20 protein-coding genes and 5 tRNA genes are annotated in these 22372 nt (G+C 63.7%); 23 read left to right on the plus strand and 2 right to left on the minus strand.

What is annotated here, in order from left to right; translation table 11 throughout:
• Nucleotides 1-38: 38 nt before the first annotated feature.
• From leuC to ACIQ3Q_RS16195, 23 genes are all read left to right on the plus strand, one after another.
• Nucleotides 39-1451 (plus strand): 3-isopropylmalate dehydratase large subunit, encoded by a 1413-nt coding sequence (leuC, locus tag ACIQ3Q_RS16085; RefSeq protein ID WP_396270190.1) that lies wholly within the window; start codon nucleotides 39-41, stop codon nucleotides 1449-1451.
• Nucleotides 1452-1487: 36 nt separating this feature from the next.
• On the plus strand, nucleotides 1488-1619 hold the full coding sequence (locus ACIQ3Q_RS16090) for an entericidin A/B family lipoprotein (protein ID WP_396270191.1): 132 nt from the start codon (nucleotides 1488-1490) through the stop codon (nucleotides 1617-1619).
• 4 nt (nucleotides 1620-1623) lie between these two features.
• The gene (gene leuD, locus ACIQ3Q_RS16095) at nucleotides 1624-2274 is read left to right on the plus strand and encodes a 3-isopropylmalate dehydratase small subunit (protein WP_396270192.1); all 651 of its coding nucleotides are present in this window, start codon (nucleotides 1624-1626) and stop codon (nucleotides 2272-2274) included.
• Between the two features lie 29 nt (nucleotides 2275-2303).
• Complete coding sequence (gene leuB, locus ACIQ3Q_RS16100) at nucleotides 2304-3395, plus strand: 3-isopropylmalate dehydrogenase (protein ID WP_396270228.1); 1092 nt, start codon at nucleotides 2304-2306, stop codon at nucleotides 3393-3395.
• Between the two features lie 86 nt (nucleotides 3396-3481).
• Complete coding sequence (gene asd, locus ACIQ3Q_RS16105; protein ID WP_396270193.1) at nucleotides 3482-4609, plus strand: aspartate-semialdehyde dehydrogenase; 1128 nt, start codon at nucleotides 3482-3484, stop codon at nucleotides 4607-4609.
• Nucleotides 4610-4914: 305 nt separating this feature from the next.
• Nucleotides 4915-7602 carry a FimV/HubP family polar landmark protein gene (locus ACIQ3Q_RS16110; RefSeq protein ID WP_396270194.1) on the plus strand — a complete coding sequence of 896 codons (2688 nt, stop codon included), beginning with the start codon at nucleotides 4915-4917 and terminating at the stop codon, nucleotides 7600-7602.
• Nucleotides 7603-7708: 106 nt separating this feature from the next.
• Nucleotides 7709-8491 carry a tRNA pseudouridine(38-40) synthase TruA gene (gene truA, locus ACIQ3Q_RS16115; RefSeq protein ID WP_396270195.1) on the plus strand — a complete coding sequence of 261 codons (783 nt, stop codon included), beginning with the start codon at nucleotides 7709-7711 and terminating at the stop codon, nucleotides 8489-8491.
• Nucleotides 8488-9132 (plus strand): phosphoribosylanthranilate isomerase, encoded by a 645-nt coding sequence (locus ACIQ3Q_RS16120; RefSeq protein WP_396270196.1) that lies wholly within the window; start codon nucleotides 8488-8490, stop codon nucleotides 9130-9132. Before truA ends, ACIQ3Q_RS16120 begins: the two co-directional genes overlap by 4 nt.
• Before the next feature lie 12 nt (nucleotides 9133-9144).
• Complete coding sequence (gene trpB, locus ACIQ3Q_RS16125) at nucleotides 9145-10431, plus strand: tryptophan synthase subunit beta (RefSeq protein WP_396270197.1); 1287 nt, start codon at nucleotides 9145-9147, stop codon at nucleotides 10429-10431.
• Nucleotides 10428-11240, plus strand: a complete 813-nt coding sequence (gene trpA, locus ACIQ3Q_RS16130; RefSeq protein ID WP_396270198.1) for a tryptophan synthase subunit alpha — start codon at nucleotides 10428-10430, stop codon at nucleotides 11238-11240. The genes trpB and trpA overlap by 4 nt, the downstream gene beginning before the upstream one ends.
• Nucleotides 11241-11281: 41 nt before the next feature.
• Nucleotides 11282-12154, plus strand: coding sequence for an acetyl-CoA carboxylase, carboxyltransferase subunit beta (gene accD / locus ACIQ3Q_RS16135; protein WP_396270199.1), 873 nt, complete (start codon nucleotides 11282-11284; stop codon nucleotides 12152-12154).
• A gap of 83 nt (nucleotides 12155-12237) precedes the next feature.
• On the plus strand, nucleotides 12238-13545 hold the full coding sequence (folC, locus tag ACIQ3Q_RS16140) for a bifunctional tetrahydrofolate synthase/dihydrofolate synthase (protein WP_396270200.1): 1308 nt from the start codon (nucleotides 12238-12240) through the stop codon (nucleotides 13543-13545).
• 154 nt (nucleotides 13546-13699) lie between these two features.
• Entirely contained in the window at nucleotides 13700-14518 is an 819-nt protein-coding gene (locus ACIQ3Q_RS16145; RefSeq protein WP_396270201.1) for an SPOR domain-containing protein, read from the plus strand.
• A 32-nt stretch (nucleotides 14519-14550) separates the two neighbouring features.
• Complete coding sequence (locus tag ACIQ3Q_RS16150; RefSeq protein ID WP_396270202.1) at nucleotides 14551-15078, plus strand: CvpA family protein; 528 nt, start codon at nucleotides 14551-14553, stop codon at nucleotides 15076-15078.
• Between the two features lie 34 nt (nucleotides 15079-15112).
• On the plus strand, nucleotides 15113-16630 hold the full coding sequence (gene purF / locus ACIQ3Q_RS16155; protein WP_396270203.1) for an amidophosphoribosyltransferase: 1518 nt from the start codon (nucleotides 15113-15115) through the stop codon (nucleotides 16628-16630).
• A 1-nt stretch (nucleotide 16631) separates the two neighbouring features.
• Nucleotides 16632-17876 (plus strand): O-succinylhomoserine sulfhydrylase, encoded by a 1245-nt coding sequence (locus ACIQ3Q_RS16160; protein ID WP_396270205.1) that lies wholly within the window; start codon nucleotides 16632-16634, stop codon nucleotides 17874-17876.
• Nucleotides 17873-19273 (plus strand): glutamate--tRNA ligase, encoded by a 1401-nt coding sequence (gene gltX / locus ACIQ3Q_RS16165; protein WP_396270206.1) that lies wholly within the window; start codon nucleotides 17873-17875, stop codon nucleotides 19271-19273. Before ACIQ3Q_RS16160 ends, gltX begins: the two co-directional genes overlap by 4 nt.
• Before the next feature lie 89 nt (nucleotides 19274-19362).
• Nucleotides 19363-19438: transfer RNA gene (locus ACIQ3Q_RS16170), tRNA-Ala, on the plus strand.
• Nucleotides 19439-19476: 38 nt separating this feature from the next.
• A tRNA-Glu gene (locus ACIQ3Q_RS16175) sits at nucleotides 19477-19552 on the plus strand.
• A gap of 88 nt (nucleotides 19553-19640) precedes the next feature.
• Nucleotides 19641-19717: transfer RNA gene (locus ACIQ3Q_RS16180), tRNA-Asp, on the plus strand.
• A gap of 91 nt (nucleotides 19718-19808) precedes the next feature.
• Nucleotides 19809-19884: transfer RNA gene (locus ACIQ3Q_RS16185), tRNA-Glu, on the plus strand.
• 4 nt (nucleotides 19885-19888) lie between these two features.
• Nucleotides 19889-19965: transfer RNA gene (locus ACIQ3Q_RS16190), tRNA-Asp, on the plus strand.
• Between the two features lie 158 nt (nucleotides 19966-20123).
• Nucleotides 20124-20939, plus strand: coding sequence for an HDOD domain-containing protein (locus ACIQ3Q_RS16195; RefSeq protein WP_396270207.1), 816 nt, complete (start codon nucleotides 20124-20126; stop codon nucleotides 20937-20939).
• Here ACIQ3Q_RS16195 and ACIQ3Q_RS16200 read toward each other — a convergent pair whose 3' ends face one another.
• Nucleotides 20940-21830 (minus strand): DMT family transporter, encoded by an 891-nt coding sequence (locus ACIQ3Q_RS16200; protein ID WP_396270208.1) that lies wholly within the window; start codon nucleotides 21828-21830, stop codon nucleotides 20940-20942. It abuts the gene before it with no gap.
• Complete coding sequence (locus tag ACIQ3Q_RS16205) at nucleotides 21827-22366, minus strand: methylated-DNA--[protein]-cysteine S-methyltransferase (RefSeq protein WP_396270209.1); 540 nt, start codon at nucleotides 22364-22366, stop codon at nucleotides 21827-21829. The genes ACIQ3Q_RS16200 and ACIQ3Q_RS16205 overlap by 4 nt, the downstream gene beginning before the upstream one ends.
• Between the last annotated feature and the right edge of the window lie 6 nt (nucleotides 22367-22372).

Genomic DNA, 22372 nt, shown 5'->3' on the forward strand with positions numbered 1-22372 from the left:
GGGGCGCCCACCCCGATCACTGCAGACCATCTTCCGCCATGACCGCACGCACCCTTTACGACAAGCTGTGGGACGAGCACGTCGTCCACACCGAAGAAGACGGCACCGCCACGCTCTACATCGACCGCCATCTGGTGCATGAGGTCACCAGCCCACAGGCTTTTGAGGGCCTGGAGATGGCGGGGCGCAAGATCTGGCGCCTCTCGGCCAACTTGGCCGTCAGCGACCACAACGTGCCCACCACCGACCGCAGCCAAGGCATTGCTGACCCGATCTCCAAGCTGCAGGTGGACACCCTGGACGCCAACTGCGACCGCCACGGCGTGACCCAGTTCAAGATGACGGATGTGCGCCAAGGCATTGTTCACGTCATTGGCCCCGAGCAAGGCGCCACGCTGCCTGGCATGACGGTGGTCTGCGGAGATAGCCACACCTCGACGCACGGTGCGTTTGGTGCGCTGGCTCACGGCATCGGCACCTCGGAGGTCGAGCATGTTTTGGCCACCCAAACCCTGCTGGCCAAGAAGGCCAAGAACATGCTCGTCCGGGTCGAAGGGCAAGTCGCCAAAGGCGTAGGCGCCAAAGACATCGTGCTGGCCATCATCGGCAAGATCGGCACGGCGGGTGGCACGGGCTACACCATTGAATTTGCCGGTTCCGCCATCCGCGCCTTGAGCATGGAAGGCCGCATGACTGTGTGCAATATGGCCATCGAAGCCGGTGCACGCGCTGGCCTGGTGGCGGTGGACGAGACCACGCTACGCTATGTGCAGGGCCGCCCCTTCAGCCCGACCGGGGTGGAGTCGGAGCAAGCCTTGGCCTACTGGCGCACGCTGCACTCCGACGAAGGCGCCTTCTTCGACAAGGTGGTCGAATTGGATGCGGCGCAGATCAAGCCGCAAGTCACCTGGGGCACCAGCCCGGAGATGGTGCTGTCGATTGAAGACCGCGTGCCAGACCCTGACAAAGAGAAGGACGCCGTCAAGCGCGGTGCCATCGAGCGCGCGCTGCAGTACATGGCCTTGGAGCCCAACAAGGCGCTGGCCGATGTGCGTATCGACAAGGTCTTCATCGGCTCGTGCACCAACAGCCGCATTGAGGACATGCGCGAGGCCGCCGAGGTGGTCAAGCGCGTCGGCGGGCGCATTGCCGCCAACGTCAAGCTGGCGCTGGTGGTGCCGGGCTCAGGCTTGGTCAAGGCGCAGGCTGAAGCCGAAGGCTTGGACAAAGTCTTCAAGGCCGCAGGGTTTGAATGGCGTGAGCCGGGCTGCAGCATGTGCTTGGCCATGAACGCCGACCGCCTGGAGCCAGGCGAGCGCTGCGCCTCCACCAGCAACCGCAACTTTGAAGGCCGCCAAGGCGCGGGTGGTCGCACTCATCTGGTGAGCCCGGCCATGGCGGCCGCAGCGGCGATGGCCGGCCACTTTGTAGACGTTCGTCGCGTAGCCTGAACCAGGCCTCTTTCACGTTGATCAAGGAGTCTTTTCATGAGTAAGTTCACTGCATTGATCTTGACCGTGGTGCTGGCGGCTCTGGCCGGCTGCAACACCATGGAAGGCCTGGGCAAAGACATTCAAAAAGCTGGTGAGTCGCTGGAAGGCGCCGCCAAGAAGAAGTAAGACCATGCAAGCATTCACCCTGCACAAGGGCCTGGTGGCCCCGATGGACCGTGAGAACGTCGACACCGACGCCATCATCCCCAAGCAATTCTTGAAGTCGATCAAGCGCACGGGCTTTGGCCCCAACCTGTTTGACGAATGGCGCTATCTGGACGCGGGCGAGCCCGGCCAGGACCCCGCCACCCGCAAGCCCAACCCCGATTTCGTGCTGAACCAGCCGCGCTACCAAGGTGCCAGCGTGCTCTTGGCGCGCAACAACTTTGGCTGTGGCTCCAGCCGCGAGCACGCGCCCTGGGCGCTGGAGCAATATGGCTTTCGCGCCATCATTGCGCCCAGCTTCGCCGACATCTTCTTCAACAACTGCTTCAAGAACGGCGTGCTGCCCATCGCCTTGTCCGAGACGCAGGTGGCAGGGTTGTTCGATGAGGTGCATGCCTTCCCGGGCTACCAATTGACGATTGATCTGACGCGCCAAGTGGTCATCAAGGCCGACGGCAGCGAGTTGCCCTTTGAGGTGCAGGCCTTCCGCAAGTACTGCATGGTCAACGGTTTTGACGACATTGGCCTGACGCTGCGCCATGCCGACAAGATCAAGGCCTATGAGGCTGAGCGCTTGGCCAAGATGCCTTGGCTCGCCACGCGTCTGGTTGGTTAAACACTTTTCAAGAGATTCAAGTCATGGCGATGAAGATTGCAGTGCTGCCGGGTGACGGCATCGGGACCGAGATCGTGGCCGAGGCCGTGCGCGTGTTGAACGTGCTGGACCTGCCTTTTGAGATGGAAGAAGCCAAGGTTGGCGGTGCCGCTTACGAGGCATATGGCCACCCCCTGCCCGAGAGCACGCTGGCGCTGGCCAAAGCCGCAGACGCCATCCTCTTTGGCGCGGTGGGCGATTGGAAGTACGACACGCTGGAGCGCCGCCTGCGCCCCGAGCAGGCCATCCTGGGCCTGCGCAAGGAGCTGGGCCTGTTTGCCAACTTCCGCCCAGCGCTGTGCTACGAGCAGCTCACGCATGCGTCCAGCCTCAAGCCCGAGTTGGTCGCAGGTCTGGACATCCTGATCATCCGCGAGTTGACGGGCGACATCTACTTTGGCCAGCCGCGTGGCCGCCGCATCGCCACCGACGGGCACTTCCCCGGCGCCGAAGAGGCGTTTGACACCATGCGCTACAGCCGCCCGGAGATCGAGCGGATTGCCCACGTGGCCTTCCAAGCGGCTCGCAAGCGCAGCAAGAAGGTCACCAGCGTGGACAAGGCCAATGTGCTGGAGACCTTCCAGTTCTGGAAGGACGTGGTCACAGAGGTCCACAAAGAGTACCCCGACGTCGAGTTGGAGCACATGTACGTGGACAACGCCGCCATGCAGCTGGTGCGCGCTCCCAAGAAGTTCGACGTGGTCTTCACCGGCAATATGTTCGGCGACATCTTGTCGGACGAAGCGGCCATGCTGACAGGCTCTATCGGCATGCTGCCGTCGGCCTCACTGAACGCCCAAAACAAGGGCTTGTATGAGCCCAGCCACGGCAGCGCGCCCGACATCGCTGGTAAGGGTATTGCAAACCCACTGGCTACAATACTGTCTGCTGCCATGATGCTCCGTTTCTCACTCCAACAGCCTGAGGCTGCCGACCGTATCGAGTCGTCGGTTCGTGCTGTGCTGTCTGCGGGCTTGCGCACCGCTGATATTTGGAGCGACGGCACCCAGAAGGTGAGCACGCGCGAGATGGGTGATGCCGTGGTTGCGGCCATCACCGCTAAAACCATTACCAAGAGCTGATCGCTCGGTTTCGTCTCGTCCCAACCCCTGGACCCGGCGATACGAGCCGGGGATCAAGGGTCTGGGAATTTTCAAGGAATCTGAAAATGGCACTCGTAGGTTTGGTCGGCTGGCGCGGCATGGTCGGCTCTGTGTTGATGGACCGCATGGTCGCTGAGGGCGACTTCGATCTCATCGAACCCCTGTTCTTCTCTACGTCCAATTCGGGCGGCAAAGCGCCCGCCATGGCGAAGAACGAAACCACGCTGCAAGACGCGTATGACATCGCCGCCTTGAAGCGCTGCGACATCATCATCACCGCGCAAGGTGGCGACTACACCACCGCTGTCTTCCCCAAGCTGCGTGCTGAGGGCTGGAATGGCCACTGGATCGACGCCGCGTCGACCCTGCGCATGGAGAAGGATGCCGTCATCATTCTCGACCCAGTCAACATGCCGGTCATCAAGAATGCTTTGAGCGCTGGCGGCAAGAACTGGGTCGGCGGCAACTGCACCGTCAGCTGCATGCTGATGGGCGTGGGCGCGCTGTACAAGGCGGGCTTGGTCGAGTGGATGTCCACCCAAACCTACCAGGCGGCCTCTGGCGGCGGTGCCCAGCACATGCGGGAGTTGCTGACGCAGTACGGCACCCTGAATGCGTCGGTGCGGGCCTTGCTGGACGACCCCAAGAGCGCCATTTTGGAAATCGACCGCCAGGTCATCGCCAAGCAGCGCAGCTTGTCGGCCGAAGAGACGGCCAACTTTGGCGTGCCGCTGGGCGGCTCGCTCATCCCTTGGATCGACAAAGACCTGGGCAACGGCCAGTCCAAGGAAGAGTGGAAGGGCATGGCCGAGACCAACAAGATTCTGGGCCTGGGTGAAGGCTTTGGCTCGTCGCCCATCCCGGTCGATGGTTTCTGCGTGCGCGTGGGCGCCATGCGCTGCCACAGCCAAGCGCTGACCTTCAAGCTCAAGAAGGACGTGCCGGTGGCGGACATTGAAGCCATGATCGCCGCCGACAACCCCTGGGCCAAGGTCGTCCCCAACACCCGCGAGGCCACGATCAAAGATCTGACCCCCGTGGCGGTGACGGGCACCATGACCATTCCGGTCGGACGCATCCGCAAACTGGCCATGGGCCCAGAGTACATGGGTGCATTTACCATTGGTGACCAATTGCTCTGGGGTGCCGCTGAGCCTCTGCGCCGCATGCTGCGCATCCTGCTCAATGCCTGAAACTCCAATCCTGGCAAGCACTAGCGCCCGTTGTCCAAGGACAACAGGGCGCTGGTGAGCACTGCACAGAGTGACCGCTCCTCACGGGATCATGTGAAGCATGAGCTTGGCAGGCTATATGCTTGATGCTATGGTGTTTTCTTTGCATGCCGCCCCGAGGGTAGAGGCTGGTGTGCGTGGAAGACCGTTGTTGGCGAGTCTGAATCTCCATGTCGGATGATCAGCCTCGCCGGTCGCGTTTGGGAGACGCCTTGAAACACCCCTTGTTCCTGGCCAATAGGCCTACGCTTTCGGCAGTAGCCGCTGTGGCATTGCTGCTTGTTCATACGGGGGCCTCGGCACTGAGCCTCGGTAGGCTTTCAGTGCAATCGTCGCTGGGTGAACCCCTGCGCGCTGAAGTGGACATCACCAGCATTTCGCCGGATGAAGCCGCTTCACTGCGGGCCACCTTAGCCTCTCCTGATGCCTTCAAGGCTGCGGGCGTTGACTTCAACGCTGCCTTGGTAGGCGCTAAGGTCGCATTGGGCAAGCGAGCAGATGGGCGATCCGTGATCCGTATCAGGGGGGATCGCTCGATGTCCGAACCCTTTGTGGACATGGTGTTGGACTTCGCTTGGAACGGGGGGCGGCTGCAACGTTCCTACACCTTGTTGATCGACCCGCCCAGCCGTGTCAATGAAGCCCCTTCACCGGTCTTGACTTCGCCTGCGCTGTCTGCGGCGCCGGTGGCGGCTACGCCGCTGCCGCCGGTGGCCTCTTCACCCAGCCGTGTGCCAGCGCCTGCTGCGCTTGCGCCAGAGCCCGTGGATCCCCCTGCACCCAAGGCGCCAGCGAAAGCCAAGGCTAAGCCCGAGCCCAAGCCCACCCCGGTGCCCAAGGAAGTGGACGCTGCTGCGCCAGCCTCGGTCACGGCGGACAGCTATAAGGTCAAGCAGGGCGACACCTTGTCAGCCATTGCGGCTCGCCATGCCCAATCCGGCGTGTCTCTGGACCAAATGCTGGTGTCGCTGTATCGAGGCAACCCGCAAGCCTTTATGGGCAGCAACATGAACCGGCTGAAGTCTGGTGTGGTGTTGAACGTGCCCGATGCTGCGGCAGCGAACGAGGTGAGCCAGCCCGAAGCGCGCAAGGTCATCCAAGCGCACAGCGCTGATTTCGCGGCTTTCCGTCAGCAATTGGCTCAGTCGGTGCCCTCTGTGCCCGTCAAAGAGTCGCCCCGTCAAGCCAAGGGCAAGGTTGAGGCCGCGGTCGAAGACCGCAAGGTCACGGCGGCCCCAGCCACGCCTGACAAGCTGACTTTGTCGAGGGGCAATGTCGCCGCCTCTGCGGCTGAAGCCCAGCTGTCCAAAGAAGCCGAACGCAAGGCGGCCGCTGCTCGCATGGCTGAACTGGCCCGCAACGTCGATGAGCTCAAGAAGCTCTCCGAGAAGCCTGCGACACCCGTGGCGTCCAACACCGCCAAACCACCGGCCACACCCCCGGTGGCAGCACCTACTGCGCCCGTGCTGCCGCCAGTGGCGACGGTCACCCCAGGCATGACGGTGCCGAGTTCAAAGCCGACGGCTCCTGTGATGCCGCCTGTTGCTGCACCGGCTACAGTACCTACACCACCCAAGCCTGCGGTCGGCGCATCGGCGCCGGCATCCGCGCCTGTGGCCAGCAAGCCTGAGCCAGCGGCTTCTGCGCCCGCCGTAGCTGCCTCAGCGGCTTCAGTGCCCAGCGCGCCCGTGCCACCCGTGCCAGTTGTGGCGTCTGCGCCTGCGATGCCTGCTTCTGCCGCCGCATCCTCGGCTGTGGCAGCAGCGCCTGCCGCGCCTTCAGGCCTGTCTGAGCCCACCTTCTTGGAGTCTCTCACCAACAATGACTACGTGCTGCCTGGCGCGGTAGGCGTGGTGGCCTTGTTGGCTGGTTTGGGTCTGATGCGCCTGCGTCGGCGCTCGCAAGAAGGCAGCGAGACCTCCTTCTTGGAAAGCAAGCTCCAGCCTGACTCCTTCTTTGGTGTTTCTGGCGGGCAACGCGTTGATACGCGCGATGGCGCCAATAGCGCTGCATCCTCCTCGCTGAGCTATTCACTCAGCCAGTTGGATGCCATTGGCGATGTGGACCCGGTGGCCGAAGCCGATGTGTATTTGGCCTATGGCCGCGACCTGCAGGCCGAGGAGATCCTGAAGGAAGCGCTGCGTACCGACCCGAACCGCTCGGCCATTCGCCTCAAGCTTTTGGAGGTGTATGCCAAGCGTGCCGATGTGGCGGGCTTCGAGTCGCAAGCGCTCTTGCTGCGTGATGCGATTGGCGAGTCGGGCGACGACTGGCCCAAGGCCCAGGAGATGGGCCGCAGCATCGACCCAGGCAATCCGTTGTATGGTCATGAGGGCAGCGGTGCGGTCGATTTGGACACGTCCATGCGGGCCCCTGCGGACTTGCGCGACCCTGCACCAACCCAACCCGCGACCGATTTCATGCCTGTCGAGGAGCCGGCGGCACGCCTGTCCGATGACATGGATATCGATCTGGACATCGATCTGGATACGCCGCCTGAGAACACGGGCTTGGAGGCCACTCGTCCGGCTGACCCCGACATGATGTTGGGCCTCGACACCTCGGCCAGCAAGCCTGCCCCTGCCCCTGTCGTAGACACCAAGCCCGGCGACTTGCCCGATCTGGACTTGACGCTTGACTTGCCGGACGCGCCGGCCTCGGTGTCGCCGGCCCCAGATAGCGGTTTCGACTTTGGCGATATTTCGCTGGACCTCGATCCGGTCAAGGACGACGCTGCTGCGACGCCGTCGCAGTTGCCCGACGCCCCGCAAGCGCCTGAGGTCAGTGATAGCGAAGACGCCGACGACCCTCTGGCCCGCAAGCTTGAGTTGGCCGACGAATTCCGCCGCATCGGCGACATCGAGGGCGCCAGGGACTTGCTGGACGAGGTCATTGCCCAAGCCAGCGGCCCGATGAAGGCCCGGGCACAAACCATGTTGGGCGAGCTTGGCTGACGCCTCTGTGATGCCGCCGGGCGCTGACCCGGCGGTTGCTTCTCTCCCATCGCAGCCGGGCCAAGCCCCGGCTGCTGTCTTTTCTGCATCCGCTGCAGCGCCCACCATGCGCCTGGCCTTAGGCGTGGCCTATCGTGGCGAGGCCTATCACGGCTGGCAAAGCCAGCCCAGCGGCCGCACGGTGCAAGACCATTTGGAGAAGGCGCTCAGCGCCTTTGCGGCCATGCCGGTCAGCACCCTGTGTGCGGGCCGCACCGACACTGGTGTGCACGGCCTGAACCAGGTGGTGCACCTGGACACACCCTTGCAGCGCGAGCTGTTTTCGTGGGTGCGGGGCACGAACCGCTACCTGCCGTCAGACATTGCCGTGCAGTGGGCGCAGGTGGTGCCGCCAGATTTCCATGCCCGCAATTGGGCGCGTCGCCGCCGCTATGCCTACTTGCTGCTGGAATCGCCCGTCCGCCCGGCGCTGGAGCGCAACGCCTGCGGCTGGGTGTTCAAGCCCTTAGACGGCGAGGCTATGAGGGCCGCCGCCGCGTATTTGATCGGCGAGCACGACTTCTCATCATTCCGCTCCATCGACTGCCAGGCCTTGTCGCCCATCAAACGCCTGGATGCCATCACCATCACGCAGCGCGGTGCGTACTGGCGCTTTGATGTGGCGGGGGTCGCCTTTCTGCACCACATGGTGCGCAACATCATGGGCTGCTTGGTGGCCGTGGGCACGGGCAGCCGCCCGCCTGAGTGGATGGCCGAGGTGTTGGCTGCACGTTCACGTGACGCCGCCGCGCCCACCTTCGCAGCCGATGGCCTCTACTTCATGGGCCCAGGCTACGACGCTCACCTTCAACTGCCGGAACACACCCCGGCCATGGATTGGTTGCCATGACTCGAATCAAGATTTGCGGCCTGACCCGCGAGGCCGACATCGACGCTGCGGTGGCGGCGGGTGCAGATGCGCTGGGCTTTGTGCTCTACGCCAAGAGCGCTCGGGCCGTCACTGCGGATCGTGCCGCTGCCTTGGCTCGCCGCTTGCCACCCTTTGTAACGCCGGTGCTGCTCTTCGTCAACGCTACGCCCAGCGAGGTGGCGCAGGGCCTGCAGGCAGTGCCCAATGCCTTGCTGCAGTTTCATGGCGATGAGTCACCCGAAGACTGCGCGGCCGCAGGCCGACCCTACCTGCGGGCCGCACGCATGGCGCCGGGCTTTGATTTGCTAGACTTCGCCACTCGCTACCCCCAGGCCCAAGGCCTGCTGTTGGATGCCCATGTCGAGGGCTATGGTGGCGCTGGAAAGGTGTTCGATTGGTCGCTCATTCCCGCAAACGTGGGCTCTCCCCTCGTTTTATCTGGTGGGTTGAATCCTGCAAACGTGATCGATGGGATCACGCACGTCCGGCCCTGGGCCGTTGACGTGAGCTCTGGCGTGGAGCAGGCCAAAGGCATCAAGGATGCCGGCCAGATGCGCGAGTTCTGTGCTGCTGTGCGTGAGGCCGATGAACGGCTGGCGCGCGAGCCCAAACCCCATTGACAGGATAGACCTATGTTTGCTTATGACCAGCCCGATGCCTCGGGCCACTTTGGCCGCTACGGCGGCAGCTTTGTCTCTGAAACCCTGGTGCATGCGCTGGACGAGCTGAAGGCCGCCTACGCCCACTATCGCAAAGACCCGGCCTTTGTGGCCGAGTTCAAAAAGGAGCTGGCGCACTTCGTGGGGCGGCCCAGCCCGATCTATCACGCCGAGCGCATGAGCCGCGAGATTGGCGGCGCGCAGATCTTCTTGAAGCGCGAAGACTTAAACCACACCGGCGCGCACAAGGTCAACAACACCATCGGCCAAGCCCTGCTGGCCAAGCGCATGGGCAAGCCCCGCGTCATCGCCGAGACCGGTGCGGGCCAGCATGGCGTGGCCACGGCCACCATCTGTGCCCGTTATGGCTTGGAATGCATCGTTTACATGGGTGCCGAGGACGTGAAGCGCCAAAGCCCCAATGTCTATCGCATGCACCTGCTGGGCGCCACCGTGGTGCCGGTGGAGAGCGGCAGCAAGACCCTGAAAGACGCGCTTAACGAGGCTCTGCGTGACTGGGTCACCAACGTCGAGAACACCTTCTACATCATCGGCACGGTCGCGGGCCCAGCCCCCTATCCCGCCATGGTGCGCGACTTCCAGCGCGTGATCGGCGACGAGTGCCTGCTGCAAATGCCCGAGATGACGGGTAAGCAGCCCGACGCAGTGATCGCCTGCGTGGGCGGTGGCAGCAATGCCATGGGCATTTTCTACCCCTACATTCCGCACGAGGGGGTCCGCCTCATCGGCGTGGAAGCGGCGGGCTTGGGGCTGGAAAGCGGCAAGCACGCGGCCAGCATCTCGGCGGGCTCGCCCGGCGTGCTGCATGGCAATCGCACCTATTTACTCCAGGACGCCAACGGCCAAATCATCGAGACACACTCAGTCTCGGCGGGTCTGGACTACCCTGGCGTGGGCCCTGAGCATGCTTACTTGCACGACATCGGCCGTGCCGAATATGTGGGCATCACCGACGACGAAGCCCTGGCTGCGTTCCACCGGCTCTGCCGCACCGAAGGCATCATCCCCGCGCTGGAGTCCAGCCATGCCGTGGCCTATGCCATGAAGCTGGCCGCCACCATGCGCCCGGATCAGCAGTTGCTGGTCAACCTCTCGGGCCGTGGCGACAAAGACATCGGCACGGTGGCCGACCTCTCCCAGGCAGAGTTCTTCTGCCGCCCGTCCTGCAAAGGCCAGTCGGTCAAGGGCGGGGCCGAGCATGCCGTGAGCCTTCAAGCCTTGAAGGGGCAAACAGCATGAGCCGGATTCAAGCCACCTTCGCCGCATTGGCGGCGCAGCAGCGCAAGGCGCTGATCCCTTACGTCTGCGCGGGTGACCCGTTTGGCGATGCGACCGTCGAGATCATGCATGCCCTGGCCGCCGGTGGGGCCGATGTGATTGAGCTGGGCGTGCCCTTCTCTGACCCCATGGCCGATGGCCCAGTGATCCAAAAGGCCGCTGAACGCGCGCTGGCGCGCGGCGTGGGCATGGCGCAAGTGCTGTCCATGGTCAGCGAGTTCCGCCAGACCAACGCCAACACGCCCGTGGTGCTGATGGGCTATGCCAATCCGGTCGAGCGCTATGACGGCCAGCACGGTGCCGGTGCGTTCGTGCGCGACGCCGCTGCGGCCGGTGTGGATGGCGTCTTGATCGTCGACTATCCACCCGAAGAGTGCGTGGAGTTCGCGGCCCAGTTGCAGGCGCATCAGATGGACCTGATCTTCCTCTTGGCGCCGACCTCCACCGAGGCCCGCATGCGCCAAGTGGGCCAGATCGCCACCGGCTACGTCTACTACGTCTCACTCAAGGGTGTGACGGGCTCGGGCGCCCTGGATACCGATGCGGTGGCCCAGGCCATTCCCCGTATCCGTCAGCACGTCAAGGTGCCAGTGGGTGTAGGCTTCGGCATTCGCGACGCCGCTTCGGCGTCTGCTGTGGGCCGGGTCTCCGACGGGGTGGTGATAGGCTCGCGCCTGATCCAGATCCTGGAGGCCCAAACGCGCGACAATGCGGCTTCAGCGGCCCGCCAATTCATGGCGGAGATCCGCACCGCATTAGACGCGCTGTGAATGACAGTGCTGTGACTGACGCACCAGAAGGAGCTTGATCCATGAGTTGGCTGGAAAAACTGCTGCCCCCGAAGATTCAACACACCGACCCGGCGGACCGCCGCTCGGTGCCCGAGGGCTTGTGGATCAAATGCCCCTCTTGCGAGTCGGTGCTCTACAAGACCGACCTGGAAGAAAACCTCAACGTCTGCCCCAAGTGCGACCACCACCACCGCATTGGCGCACGGGCTCGGCTGAACACCTTCTTGGATGCCGAAGGCCGTTACGAGATCGGTCAAGAGGTGTTGCCCGTTGACGCCCTGAAGTTCAAGGACAGCAAGAAGTACCCCGAGCGGCTCAAAGGTGCCCTGGAGTCCACCGGCGAGACCGATGCCATGGTCGTCATGGGCGGTGCCGTGATGAGCGTGCCCGTGGTGGCCGCCTGCTTTGAGTTCGACTTCATGGGCGGCTCCATGGGCTCGGTGGTCGGTGAGCGTTTTGTGCGCGGCGTTGAAACTGCTGTTGAGCAAAAAGTGCCCTTCATCTGCTTCACCGCTTCAGGTGGCGCCCGCATGCAAGAGGGCTTGTTCAGCCTGTTGCAAATGGCCAAGACCAATGCTTCTTTGACCCGCCTGGCCAAGGCCAAGTTGCCCTACATCAGCGTGCTGACTGACCCCACCATGGGCGGTGTGTCGGCCAGCTTTGCCTTTGTGGGCGATGTGGTGATTGCCGAGCCCAAGGCCCTGGTGGGCTTTGCCGGGCCGCGCGTGATTGAAAACACCGTGCGCGAGAAGCTGCCCGAGGGCTTCCAGCGCGCTGAGTTCCTGATCACCAAGGGCGCCGTGGACATGATCCTGGACCGCCGCCAACTGCGCGAAAGCATTGCCCGCCAATTGGCCATCCTGCAGCGCCAGTCGGCTGACGCTGTCGCCTAAGAGGCGCTTAGTCTTCCGCGCTTGCCCTCGGGTGAGTTCACGCCCCACTGCTTGTTGGGGCGTTTTTATTGGAGAGGCACGACATGCCGACCACTCTGGCCGACTGGCTGGCCCATGCCGAAAAGGCGCACGCGGTGTCCATGGAGTTGACCCGCGACAAAGTGAACTTCACGCTGGAGCGCGTGCGAGCCGTCAAAGACCGCATGGGTCTGCGTTTTGATTGCCCCGTCATCAGCGTCGCGGGCACCAATGGCAAGGGCTCGACCTGCGCCATGCTCGACAGCATGGTGCGCGCCGCGGGCTACAAAGTGGGCTTGTTTTCCAAGCCGCACTTGGTGCACTTTGAAGAGCGCTGCCGGGTCAACGGCGAGATGGTGTCGGGCGAGAGCTTGACCGAGCACTTTGCGCGGGTCGAGGCTGCTCGCGGCGACACCGTGCTGTCCTACTTCGAGTTCACCTTCCTGGCCATCGTCAGCCGCCTGATCGCTGAGTCGCCGGACCTGGTCATTCTGGAAGTGGGCCTGGGCGGGCGCTTGGACGCCGTCAATATCTTTGATGCCGATGTGGCGGTGATCACCAGCATCGACCTGGACCACGTCGAGTACCTTGGCCCCGACCGCGAGAGCATCGGTCGCGAGAAGGCTGGCATTCTGCGGGCGGGCCGTCCCGCCATCGTGGCGGACCCCCTGCCGCCTGACAGTGTGGTGGCGGTAGCTGAGAGCCTGGGTGCTGACCTGTGGCTGGTGGGGCGCGACTTCAACCAGGCGGGGGACCGCCAGCAATGGTCCTGGAGCGGCCGGGGTCGGCGCTATCACAGCCTGGCCTATCCGGCCTTGCGAGGGGCCAACCAACTCCTCAACGCCGCAGGCGCCATTGCCGCGCTGGAGGCGCTGCGGGACCGCCTGCCCTTGACGGCGCAGGCGGTGCGGCTGGGGCTGGCCACGGTGGATTTGCCGGGGCGCTTTCAGATCGTGCCCGGTCAGCCGACCATGGTGTTGGACGTGGCGCACAACCCGCAAAGCGTCTCGGCGCTGGCGCTCAACTTGGATCAAATGGGTTTCTTCCCCCGCACCCGCGCGGTGTTTGGGGCCATGCACGATAAAGACTTGGCCGGGGTGCTGGCCCGCATCGCTCCTTTGGTGGACGGCTGGTACCTGAGCGACCTGCCGCTGGCGCGTGCCGCCAAGGCTAAGGATTTGGCTGCCATGGTGCGCGGCTTGACGCCTGCGCCGCAGTGGGTGAGCACCCACCCCAACCCCCCGGATGCCCTCTATGCTGCGCTCTTGGCCTCTGACCCGGCTGATAGAATCGTGGTCTTCGGCTCGTTCTATACCGTGGGCGGCGTGCTGGAGAAGGGCCTGCCACGGCTCAGTGCCCCACATCAGGCCTGAGCCGCAGTCGCGCTGCAAGCACATGTCAGCTTTGCGGGCGCTTTGGCGGCCTTCAGTGGGTCTTTTTGAAAGGCTTGCTGGTCCGTGTGGGTGACCAGGCTGATCGCTCAGCCTAGACACTTGCGGTGTTAGCCCCAAACGCACGCTGCCACGCATGGGATTCCTCTCCAAATTCGGCTTTAGCACTTCCTCCAGCCCTGCGGCTTCACACGGGGCTGACCCTGCGGAAGTGGTTCGCGTGGCGCGTGTCAGCGCGCGCCGTCGCCTTATCGGTGCGGCGCTGCTCTTGGGCGTGGGCATCGTGGGCTTCCCGCTGCTGTTTGAAACTCAGCCCCGGCCCATTCCGGTCGACATCCCCATCGATATTCCCTCGCGTGAGTCGGCCGCCCCCTTGGTGACGCCAGCCAGCCGCACAGCGTCTGCGCGTACCGATGTAGTGCGTGTTCCGGTGGTCGAACCGGCTGCCAGTCCGGCCGTCAGAGCGGCGTCCACGCCAGCCGCCGCCCGGCCACTGCCGGTGGCCCCGGCCCCCACGGTGCCCGTCCGCGCCAGCGAGACCAAGCCTGAGCCTAAGCCGGTGCCCAAACCGGAAGTCAAGCCTGAGCCCAAGCCTACCCCTAAGCCCGAGCCAAAGCCTGACCCCAAGCCAGTCAGCAAGCCTGAGCCCAAACCCGAGCCTAAACCTGCCCCTAAACCCGCCGACACCAAGCCCGCGCCCAAGCCCACAGAAGTCGCGGCTGACAATGGCCGCTTTGTGGTTCAGGTCGGGGCATATCTGGAAGTGCAAGCCGCCCGTGATGCACGCCAGAAGCTCGAGGGCATGGGCTACAAGACCTACACGCAAGTGATTGAGTCGGACACCGGGCGCCGCATTCGCGTGCGTGTTGGCCCCTATCCGACCAAGGCTGAGGCGGACAAGATCGCCACGCGCATCAAGTCCAGTGGCATGCAAGCGGCTGTGCTGCTCCTCTGAAGGCCTCATTGATGCAGGAGGCACTGCCCCCTTTGACGAACTTGGATTGGGCGGTGCTCGCAGGCTTGCTGCTGTCCGTGCTGATCGGGTTGTGGCGCGGCCTGGTGTTCGAGGTGCTGTCTTTGCTGAGTTGGCTGCTCGCTTGGTGGGCGGCGCAGTCCTTCAGCGGTTGGGCGGCGGCACAACTGCCTTGGGGCGCAGCGGATTCCGCTTGGCGCGCCATGGGCGCTTATGGTCTCGTCTTCACCGTCACGCTGCTGGCCTGCGGTTTGGTGGCCCGGCTGGTGCGGCTCTTGGTGGCCGCCACACCGCTCTCGGTGCCTGATCGTTTTTTCGGTGCCGTCTTTGGCGCGCTGCGCGCCGTGCTCATCGCACTGGTCATCACCACCTTGGTGCTATGGACGCCGCTGGCCAAGACAGACGTTTGGATGGCCTCCTGGGTGGCCAACACCTTGACCGAGTGGGCCCGCCAGCTGCAACCGTTTTTTCCTCAGTGGCCGGGCCTTGAAGCTTGGCTGCCTGAAAAGTTGGAGGTGCCCGGCGCACCTTCCTTGTTCTGACCTCGTGTTCTCTCTTTAGAAACGGAATTTCCCCATGTGCGGCATCGTCGGCGTGATCTCTCCGCAGCCCGTCAACCAGCTCATTTATGACGCGCTGCTGCTCTTGCAGCACCGTGGTCAGGACGCAGCAGGCATCGTCACCATGCAAGGCACCAAGTGCTTTATGCACAAAGCCCGCGGCATGGTGCGCGATGTGTTCCGCACCCGCAATATGCGTGCGCTGCCCGGCAATGTGGGCCTGGGGCAGGTCCGCTACCCTACCGCTGGCAATGCCTACAGTGAAGAAGAGGCGCAGCCTTTTTATGTGAACGCACCCTTTGGCATTGTGTTGGTGCACAACGGCAACCTCACCAACGCCCATGCGCTCAAGGCTGAGCTGTTTGACATCGATCGCCGCCACATCAACACCGAGAGCGACACCGAGGTCTTGATCAACATCCTGGCCCACGAGATCGAAATGGCCGCGCGGGACCTGCCACTCAGCCCCGCCGAAATCTTCAAGGCCGTGGCGGCCGTGCACAAGCGCATCAAGGGCTCTTACGCGGTGGTGGCGCTGATTGCGGGTTACGGCTTGTTGGCCTTCCGCGACCCCTATGGCATTCGCCCGCTGTGCTTTGGCGAGGCCAATGCCAGCGGTGAGGTCATGGTGGCGAGTGAGTCTGTCGCCCTGGAAGGCACGGGCCACAAGTTTGTGCGCGACGTGGCGCCTGGCGAGGCCATCTTCATCGACATGCAAGGCCAACTCCATGCCCAGCAATGCGCCGAGTCGCCCATGCTGGCGCCGTGCATGTTCGAGTTCGTCTACCTGGCGCGCCCTGATTCGGTCATCGACGGCATCTCCGTCTACCAAGCGCGCCTGAACATGGGCGAGACCCTGGCTCAGCGCCTGATCTCGACCATGCCGCCCAGCGACATCGATGTGGTCATCCCCATTCCGGAATCCAGCCGCCCCAGTGCCATGCAACTGGCTCACAAAATCGGCAAGCCTTATCGCGAGGGCTTTGTGAAGAACCGCTATGTCGGCCGCACCTTCATCATGCCGGGCCAGAGCGTGCGCAAGAAAAGCGTGCGCCAAAAGCTCAATGCCATTGGCGTGGAATTCAAGGGCCGCAACGTGCTGCTGGTGGATGACTCCATCGTGCGCGGCACCACCTCCAAAGAGATCGTGCAAATGGCCCGCGAAGCCGGCGCGCGCAAGGTCTATATGGCCTCGGCCGCGCCCCCGGTGAAGTACCCGAACGTCTACGGCATCGACATGCCGACGCAAGAAGAGCTGATTGCCCACGACCGCAGCTTGGAAGAGATCCGTGCCTACATCGGTGCCGACGCGCTGATTTATCAAGATGTCGATGCCATGAAGCGCGTGGTCAAGGCGCTCAACCCGGCCTTGCAGGGCTTCGAGGCGTCTTGCTTTGACGGCAGCTACATCACCGGCGACGTGAGCTTGGCCGACTTTGCCGCCATCAAGGCGCAACGTGCCAGCCAGCCGCAGGACGAGGAGGGCGCTGACCGCACGCGCTTGGCCTTGCAATCCGGCCAAGAGGGTTCTTGAGATGAGCCTGGACGATGAAGCACGCCGCTTGGCGCGTGCACAACTGCCTGCTGGCCTGAGGCCCCAGACCCTGGCCGTGCGCACGGCCTTGGCGCCCAGCCAACATGGTGAGAACTCCGAAGGCCTGTTCCTGACCAGCGCCTATGTGCAGCCCGACGCCGAAACCTCGGCACGGCGCTTTGCCGACATGGAGGACTTCACCTACAGCCGCACCAGCAACCCCACGGTGCGCACGCTGGAGTCCCGCTTAGCCGCCATGGAAGGCGCTGAGGCTGCGGTGGCCACGTCCACCGGCATGAGTGCGATCCTGATGATCATCATGGGCCTGCTCAAGTCGGGTGATCACGTCATCTGCTCGCGCTCGGTGTTTGGCTCCACCATCAGCCTGTTCGCCAAAGAGTTCGGCAAGTTCGGGGTCGAGACCACCTTTGTCTCCCAGACCGATGTGCAAGCCTGGCGCGACGCGGTCAAGCCCACCACCAAGCTGCTGTTTGCCGAAACCCCCACCAACCCGCTGACCGATGTCTGCGACATTGCCGCCTTGGCCGAGGTGGCGCACACGACAGGCGCCGTGCTGGTGGTAGACAACACCTTCTGCACCTCGGTGTTGCAACGCCCGCTGGACCTGGGGGCCGACCTCAGCCTGTATTCGGGCACCAAGTTCCTCGATGGCCAAGGCCGCGTGATGGCCGGCGCCGTGTGCGGTGCCAAGCGTTTGATCCAAGACGTGTTTGGCCCGGTGGTGCGCTCAGCTGGCATGACGCTGTCGCCCTTCAATGCCTGGGTGCTGATCAAGGGGCTGGAGACCTTGAACCTGCGCATGGCTGCGCAAAGCGCCAACGCCCTAGCGGTGGCCCGTTGGCTGGAGACGCAGCCCGAGGTGGCGCGGGTGTACTACCCGGGCCTGGCCTCGCACCCCCAGCATGAGTTGGCCATGCGCCAGCAGTCCGGTGTGGGCGGTGCCGTGGTGTCGTTTGACCTGCGCGGCGACACGCCCGAGGCTGCCAAGGCCGCCGCCTTCCATGTCATCAACAGCACCCAGGTGCTGAGCGTGGCCACCAACTTGGGCGACACCAAGTCCATCATCACCCATCCTGCCACCACCTCCCATGGCCGCTTGACCCCGGCGCAACGCCAAGCCGCAGGCATTGGCGAAGGCCTGATCCGCCTGGCGGTGGGCCTGGAGCACGTGGACGACATCACTGACGACCTGCAACGCGGTCTGAGCACTTTGAGAACCCAATGACCATTCGCACCCGTATCGCCCCGTCCCCGACGGGCTTTCTGCACCTGGGCACGGCCCGCACGGCTTTGTATTCCTGGGCCTATGCACGCCATCACGGCGGGCAGTTCGTGCTGCGCATTGAAGACACTGACGTGGCCCGCTCCACCCAAGACTCGGTGGACCAGATTCTCGAGTCCATGAAGTGGCTGGGGCTGGACTATGACGAAGGCCCGATCTATCAGATGCAGCGTCTGGACCGCTATCAGGCCGTGATCGACCAGATGTTGGCGGCGGGCACCGCCTACCGCTGCTATTGCAGCCCGGCAGAGCTGGACGCCATGAAGGCGGCGCAAGAGTCACGGGGCGAGAAACGCCGTTACGACGGCACTTGGCGGCCTGCGGCTGGCAAAGTGCTGCCGCCCGTGCCTGAAGGCGTGAAGCCGGTGATCCGCTTTGCCAACCCGGTGGATGGCGTGGTGACTTGGGATGACTTGGTCAAGGGTCCGATCAGCATCAGCAACACCGAGATCGACGACCTGATCATTCAGCGCGCCGACGGCGTGCCCACCTACAACTTTGCGGTGGTAGTGGACGACTGGGACATGGCCATCAGCCATGTGTTCCGGGGCGACGAGCACATCAACAACACGCCTTGGCAGATCAACATCTACCGTGCCCTGGGCGCTACGCTGCCGCAGTTTGGCCACTTGCCGGTGATCTTGGGGGACGATGGGCAGAAGCTCTCCAAGCGCCGCGGCGCCGTGGCGGTGTCGAACTACGACGAAGCGGGTTACCTGCCCGAGGCCATGAACAACTACCTGGCCCGCCTGGGCTGGAGCCACGGCGACGACGAACTCTTCAGCCGCGAACAACTGGTGAGCTGGTTCGACGGCACCCACCTCAACAAGAGCCCCGCGCAGTGGGACCCAGCCAAGCTCGCTTGGGTCAACGCCCAGTACCTGAAGCAAGCGGATGACGCCCGCTTGGCGATGTTAGTGCGCCAGCAATTGCAGCGCAAGGGCATTGCCGTGCCCGAGGGTGAGTCGGCTGACGCGCACCTGGCGCGCGCTTGCGCCCTGTTCAAAGACCGTTGCAGCACAACCGTGGAGTTGGCCGACTGGCTGGCCATGTTCTTTGTGCCCGCCGTGCCCAGCGACGCGGACCGCGCCCAGCACCTGACCGAGGCGGCACGCGCAGCCTTGAAGACCCTGGCCGAGAAGCTGTCTGTGGTGACCTGGGACGCCCCCACCATCAACGCCACCATCAAGCAGACCTGCACCGAGCTGGGCCTGAAGATGCCGCAATTGGCCATCCCCGTGCGCGTGGCCGTGTGTGGCCGTGCTCAGACGCCTTCAGTCGACGCCGTGCTCGCGCTCTTTCCTCAAGAAAAAATTCTGGCCCTCTTGCAAAGCGCATAAAAAGCGGTCTATACTCTTGGTCTTGCTTGAACGGCATCGCGAATCAGCAAAGAGGCAGCAAACGCTGCAGCCAAGTTGAAAAGTGATATGGGGGTATAGCTCAGCTGGGAGAGCGCTTGCATGGCATGCAAGAGGTCAGCGGTTCGATCCCGCTTACCTCCACCAATCATTCTGGTGGCGCCGTTCAGGTAGTGAAGGATAAAGTCCCCTTCGTCTAGAGGCCTAGGACACGACCCTTTCACGGTTGTAACAGGGGTTCGAATCCCCTAGGGGACGCCAATTCATCAAGGTGCAAACCGAGATTAAATGGCACAGGCTGTTGAAGCCTGGGATTATTGAGTGATAATCCGAAATTCAGCACCACTGCGGAGTGGTAGTTCAGTTGGTTAGAATACCGGCCTGTCACGCCGGGGGTCGCGGGTTCGAGTCCCGTCCACTCCGCCAAAGAACAGTCAACGCCTGCTCGGTGAATATCTTGCAGGCGTTTTTAATTCGAGTTCGCTCGAATATAGGCAGGCGGCTGTGCGCCTGTTTTGTCCCCTTCGTCTAGAGGCCTAGGACACGACCCTTTCACGGTTGTAACAGGGGTTCGAATCCCCTAGGGGACGCCACTGCGGAGTGGTAGTTCAGTTGGTTAGAATACCGGCCTGTCACGCCGGGGGTCGCGGGTTCGAGTCCCGTCCACTCCGCCACTCATTCAAACGCCTGCTTGGGGTCCCCCAGCAGGCGTTTCGCTTTGTGCGACCGACCATCGACCAAACAAGCGGGCCGCAGTCCCCCCTTTCTGGGCCTCTCCGCAAGCCGTAAGGCCCAGAATCAGACCACTTCAACGCTTGGCCTCAGACGCGTCATGTCGGTCGACCCCTCTCTGCGAACCCTAGATGTTCAACTCCCCGCAAGCCCTCGGGCGCTGATGGAGGTCGCGTCACTGATGGCGCTGGACGATGTCAGCGTGCAATCCTTGGCCACTGTCATTGAGACCGACATGGCCTTGGCCGCTGCTGTGGTGCGCACGGTGAACTCCGCCATGTTTGGGGTGTTGCGCCGCGTAGAGACGGTGGCCGAAGCGGTGATGCTGCTGGGTTTACGTGACGTGGCCGCCATCACCCTAGAGGCGGGCCTGCGCGACAAGTTCCCTGCCACACCGGCCATCACCCAGTTGTGGGACGCCGCCCGGGTGCGCGGGGTGTTGATGGGGCGGGCCGCCAAGACGCTGAACGTCCATGCTTGGCGGGCGCAATCGGCTGGACTGTTCGCCCAGGTGGGGCAGGCTGTTCTGATGGCTCACAAGCCCGAAGCCTACCAGTCCTTGAGCCAAAGCCTCACTCCCCTGGTCTTGCCCGCAGAACGCGCCGCTGCAGAGATGAAGGCCTTCGGCCTGGACCATGCGGTGCTGGGCTCGGCGCTGTGCCGAGCCTGGGGTTTGGCTGCCGATGTGGCTGATTTCGTGCGGGACCGCCCCTTGCCCAAGGAGCGCTGGCAAACACGCCCCTTGCCCATCAAAGCCTTGCTATGCCTGGGCGCTGTCGCCGACGCCTGCATGACGGCCCAGGACCCAGAGCCCGTGGCCGCACTCTACGCCGGCCCTGCCAGCTTGGATGCAGCGCAGGTCTGCGAAGAAATGCAGGCGCAATGGTTGCGCCTGAGCGAAACCGCTGAGGCCTGATCAGGCGGCCTCACGCCGCCCTGGTTGCCACAAGCCGGTCACCAAGCTGGTGCCCAGCAAAATCAGCGCACAGGCGCTGAGCATCGTGCCCGTCACGGGCTCGTTCATCCAGAGCGCGCCCCACAGCATGGCGAAGGCAGGGATCAAAAACGTCACGCTGATGGCCTTGGTCGCACCCAGGTGGCTGATCAAGCGAAAGAACAAGAGATATGCCAAACCCGTGCAGACCACGGCCAAGGCGAGCACCGCCCACCAAGCCGCAGGGCTGGGGGTGGCGGCAGGCCAGGCCCACAGCATGGGCAGACCCAGGGCGACTGAAGCGCTGAGTTGGCTACCGGCCGCCAAGGCCATGGGTGGCACCCCTACCAAGTAGCGCTTGGTGAAGTTGGCGGAGAAGCCGTAGAGCAAGGTCGCCCCCAAGCAAGCCAAGATGGCCCAGAGCGTGCCGGTATCCAGCCCGCCCGGCAGGTTCACCTTGCGGCCCGCCAGCCACAACACACCCGCAAAGCCCAAGGCCAGGCCGAGCACGCGCCAGCGGTCGAGGCGGTCTTTGAGCCACAGATAGCCAATCAGAGCACCCCACAAGGGGGCCGTGGCATTCAAGATGCCAGACATGCCGCCCGGGATCAGCGTGGCCGCCATCGCAAAGCCCACAAAGGGCAGGGCGGAGTTGGTGAGGCCGACCAAAGCGATGGGCCGCCAGTGCTGGCGCAGCGCACCCCCATGCCCCTGCCACCACAGCAGTGGCAATAAACACACCGCCGCACCCATGACCCGCAAGCCCGCCAGCGCCACCGCTCCAAACTCTGCGGCGCCCAGGCGCATGAACAAGAATGAGCTGCCCCAAATGGCGGCCAGCAAAATCAACTCCAAGAGATCGCGGGTCTTCATAGGCCCCACGCTAACAGAGCCTGCTGCCCCAGCTCGACTCCTGGCGCACCTTCGGCCCTCAACAAGGCCTGCTTTCTTTCCAAGCCGCCGGCATAGCCCGTCAAGCTGCCATCACGCCCCACCACGCGGTGGCAGGGAATAAAAATACTCAAGGGGTTGCGCCCCACCGCCGCGCCCACAGCGCGCGAGGCCTGCGGCTTGCCCAGCGCTTGCGCGATGGCGCCGTAGTGCGTGGTCTGTCCCGGCGCAATTCGCAGCAACTGTTGCCAGACGGCCTGTTGAAATGCCGTGCCCTGCGGGTCTAAGGCCAGCGTGAATGCGGTCGCTTGCGGTGCCTCAAAATAATCGTTAAGAGCGCGTGAGGCGGCTTGAAACACCGGCCAGTCAGGCCGCTGTGGCAGCTCCAATTCACCGGGGTGATGGGCCTGGCCTTCAAACCAAGCGCCAGCCAAGCCTTTGGCCGTCGCCACGAGGTTCAGGCGACCCAAGGGCGTCAGCGCTTCGCTCTGGGCGATCCAAGCACGGGGGTGTGTCATCGCGGG

Origin of the sequence: Ideonella sp. (assembly GCF_044358605.1) — a bacterium.
GTDB lineage: Bacteria > Pseudomonadota > Gammaproteobacteria > Burkholderiales > Burkholderiaceae_C > Ideonella.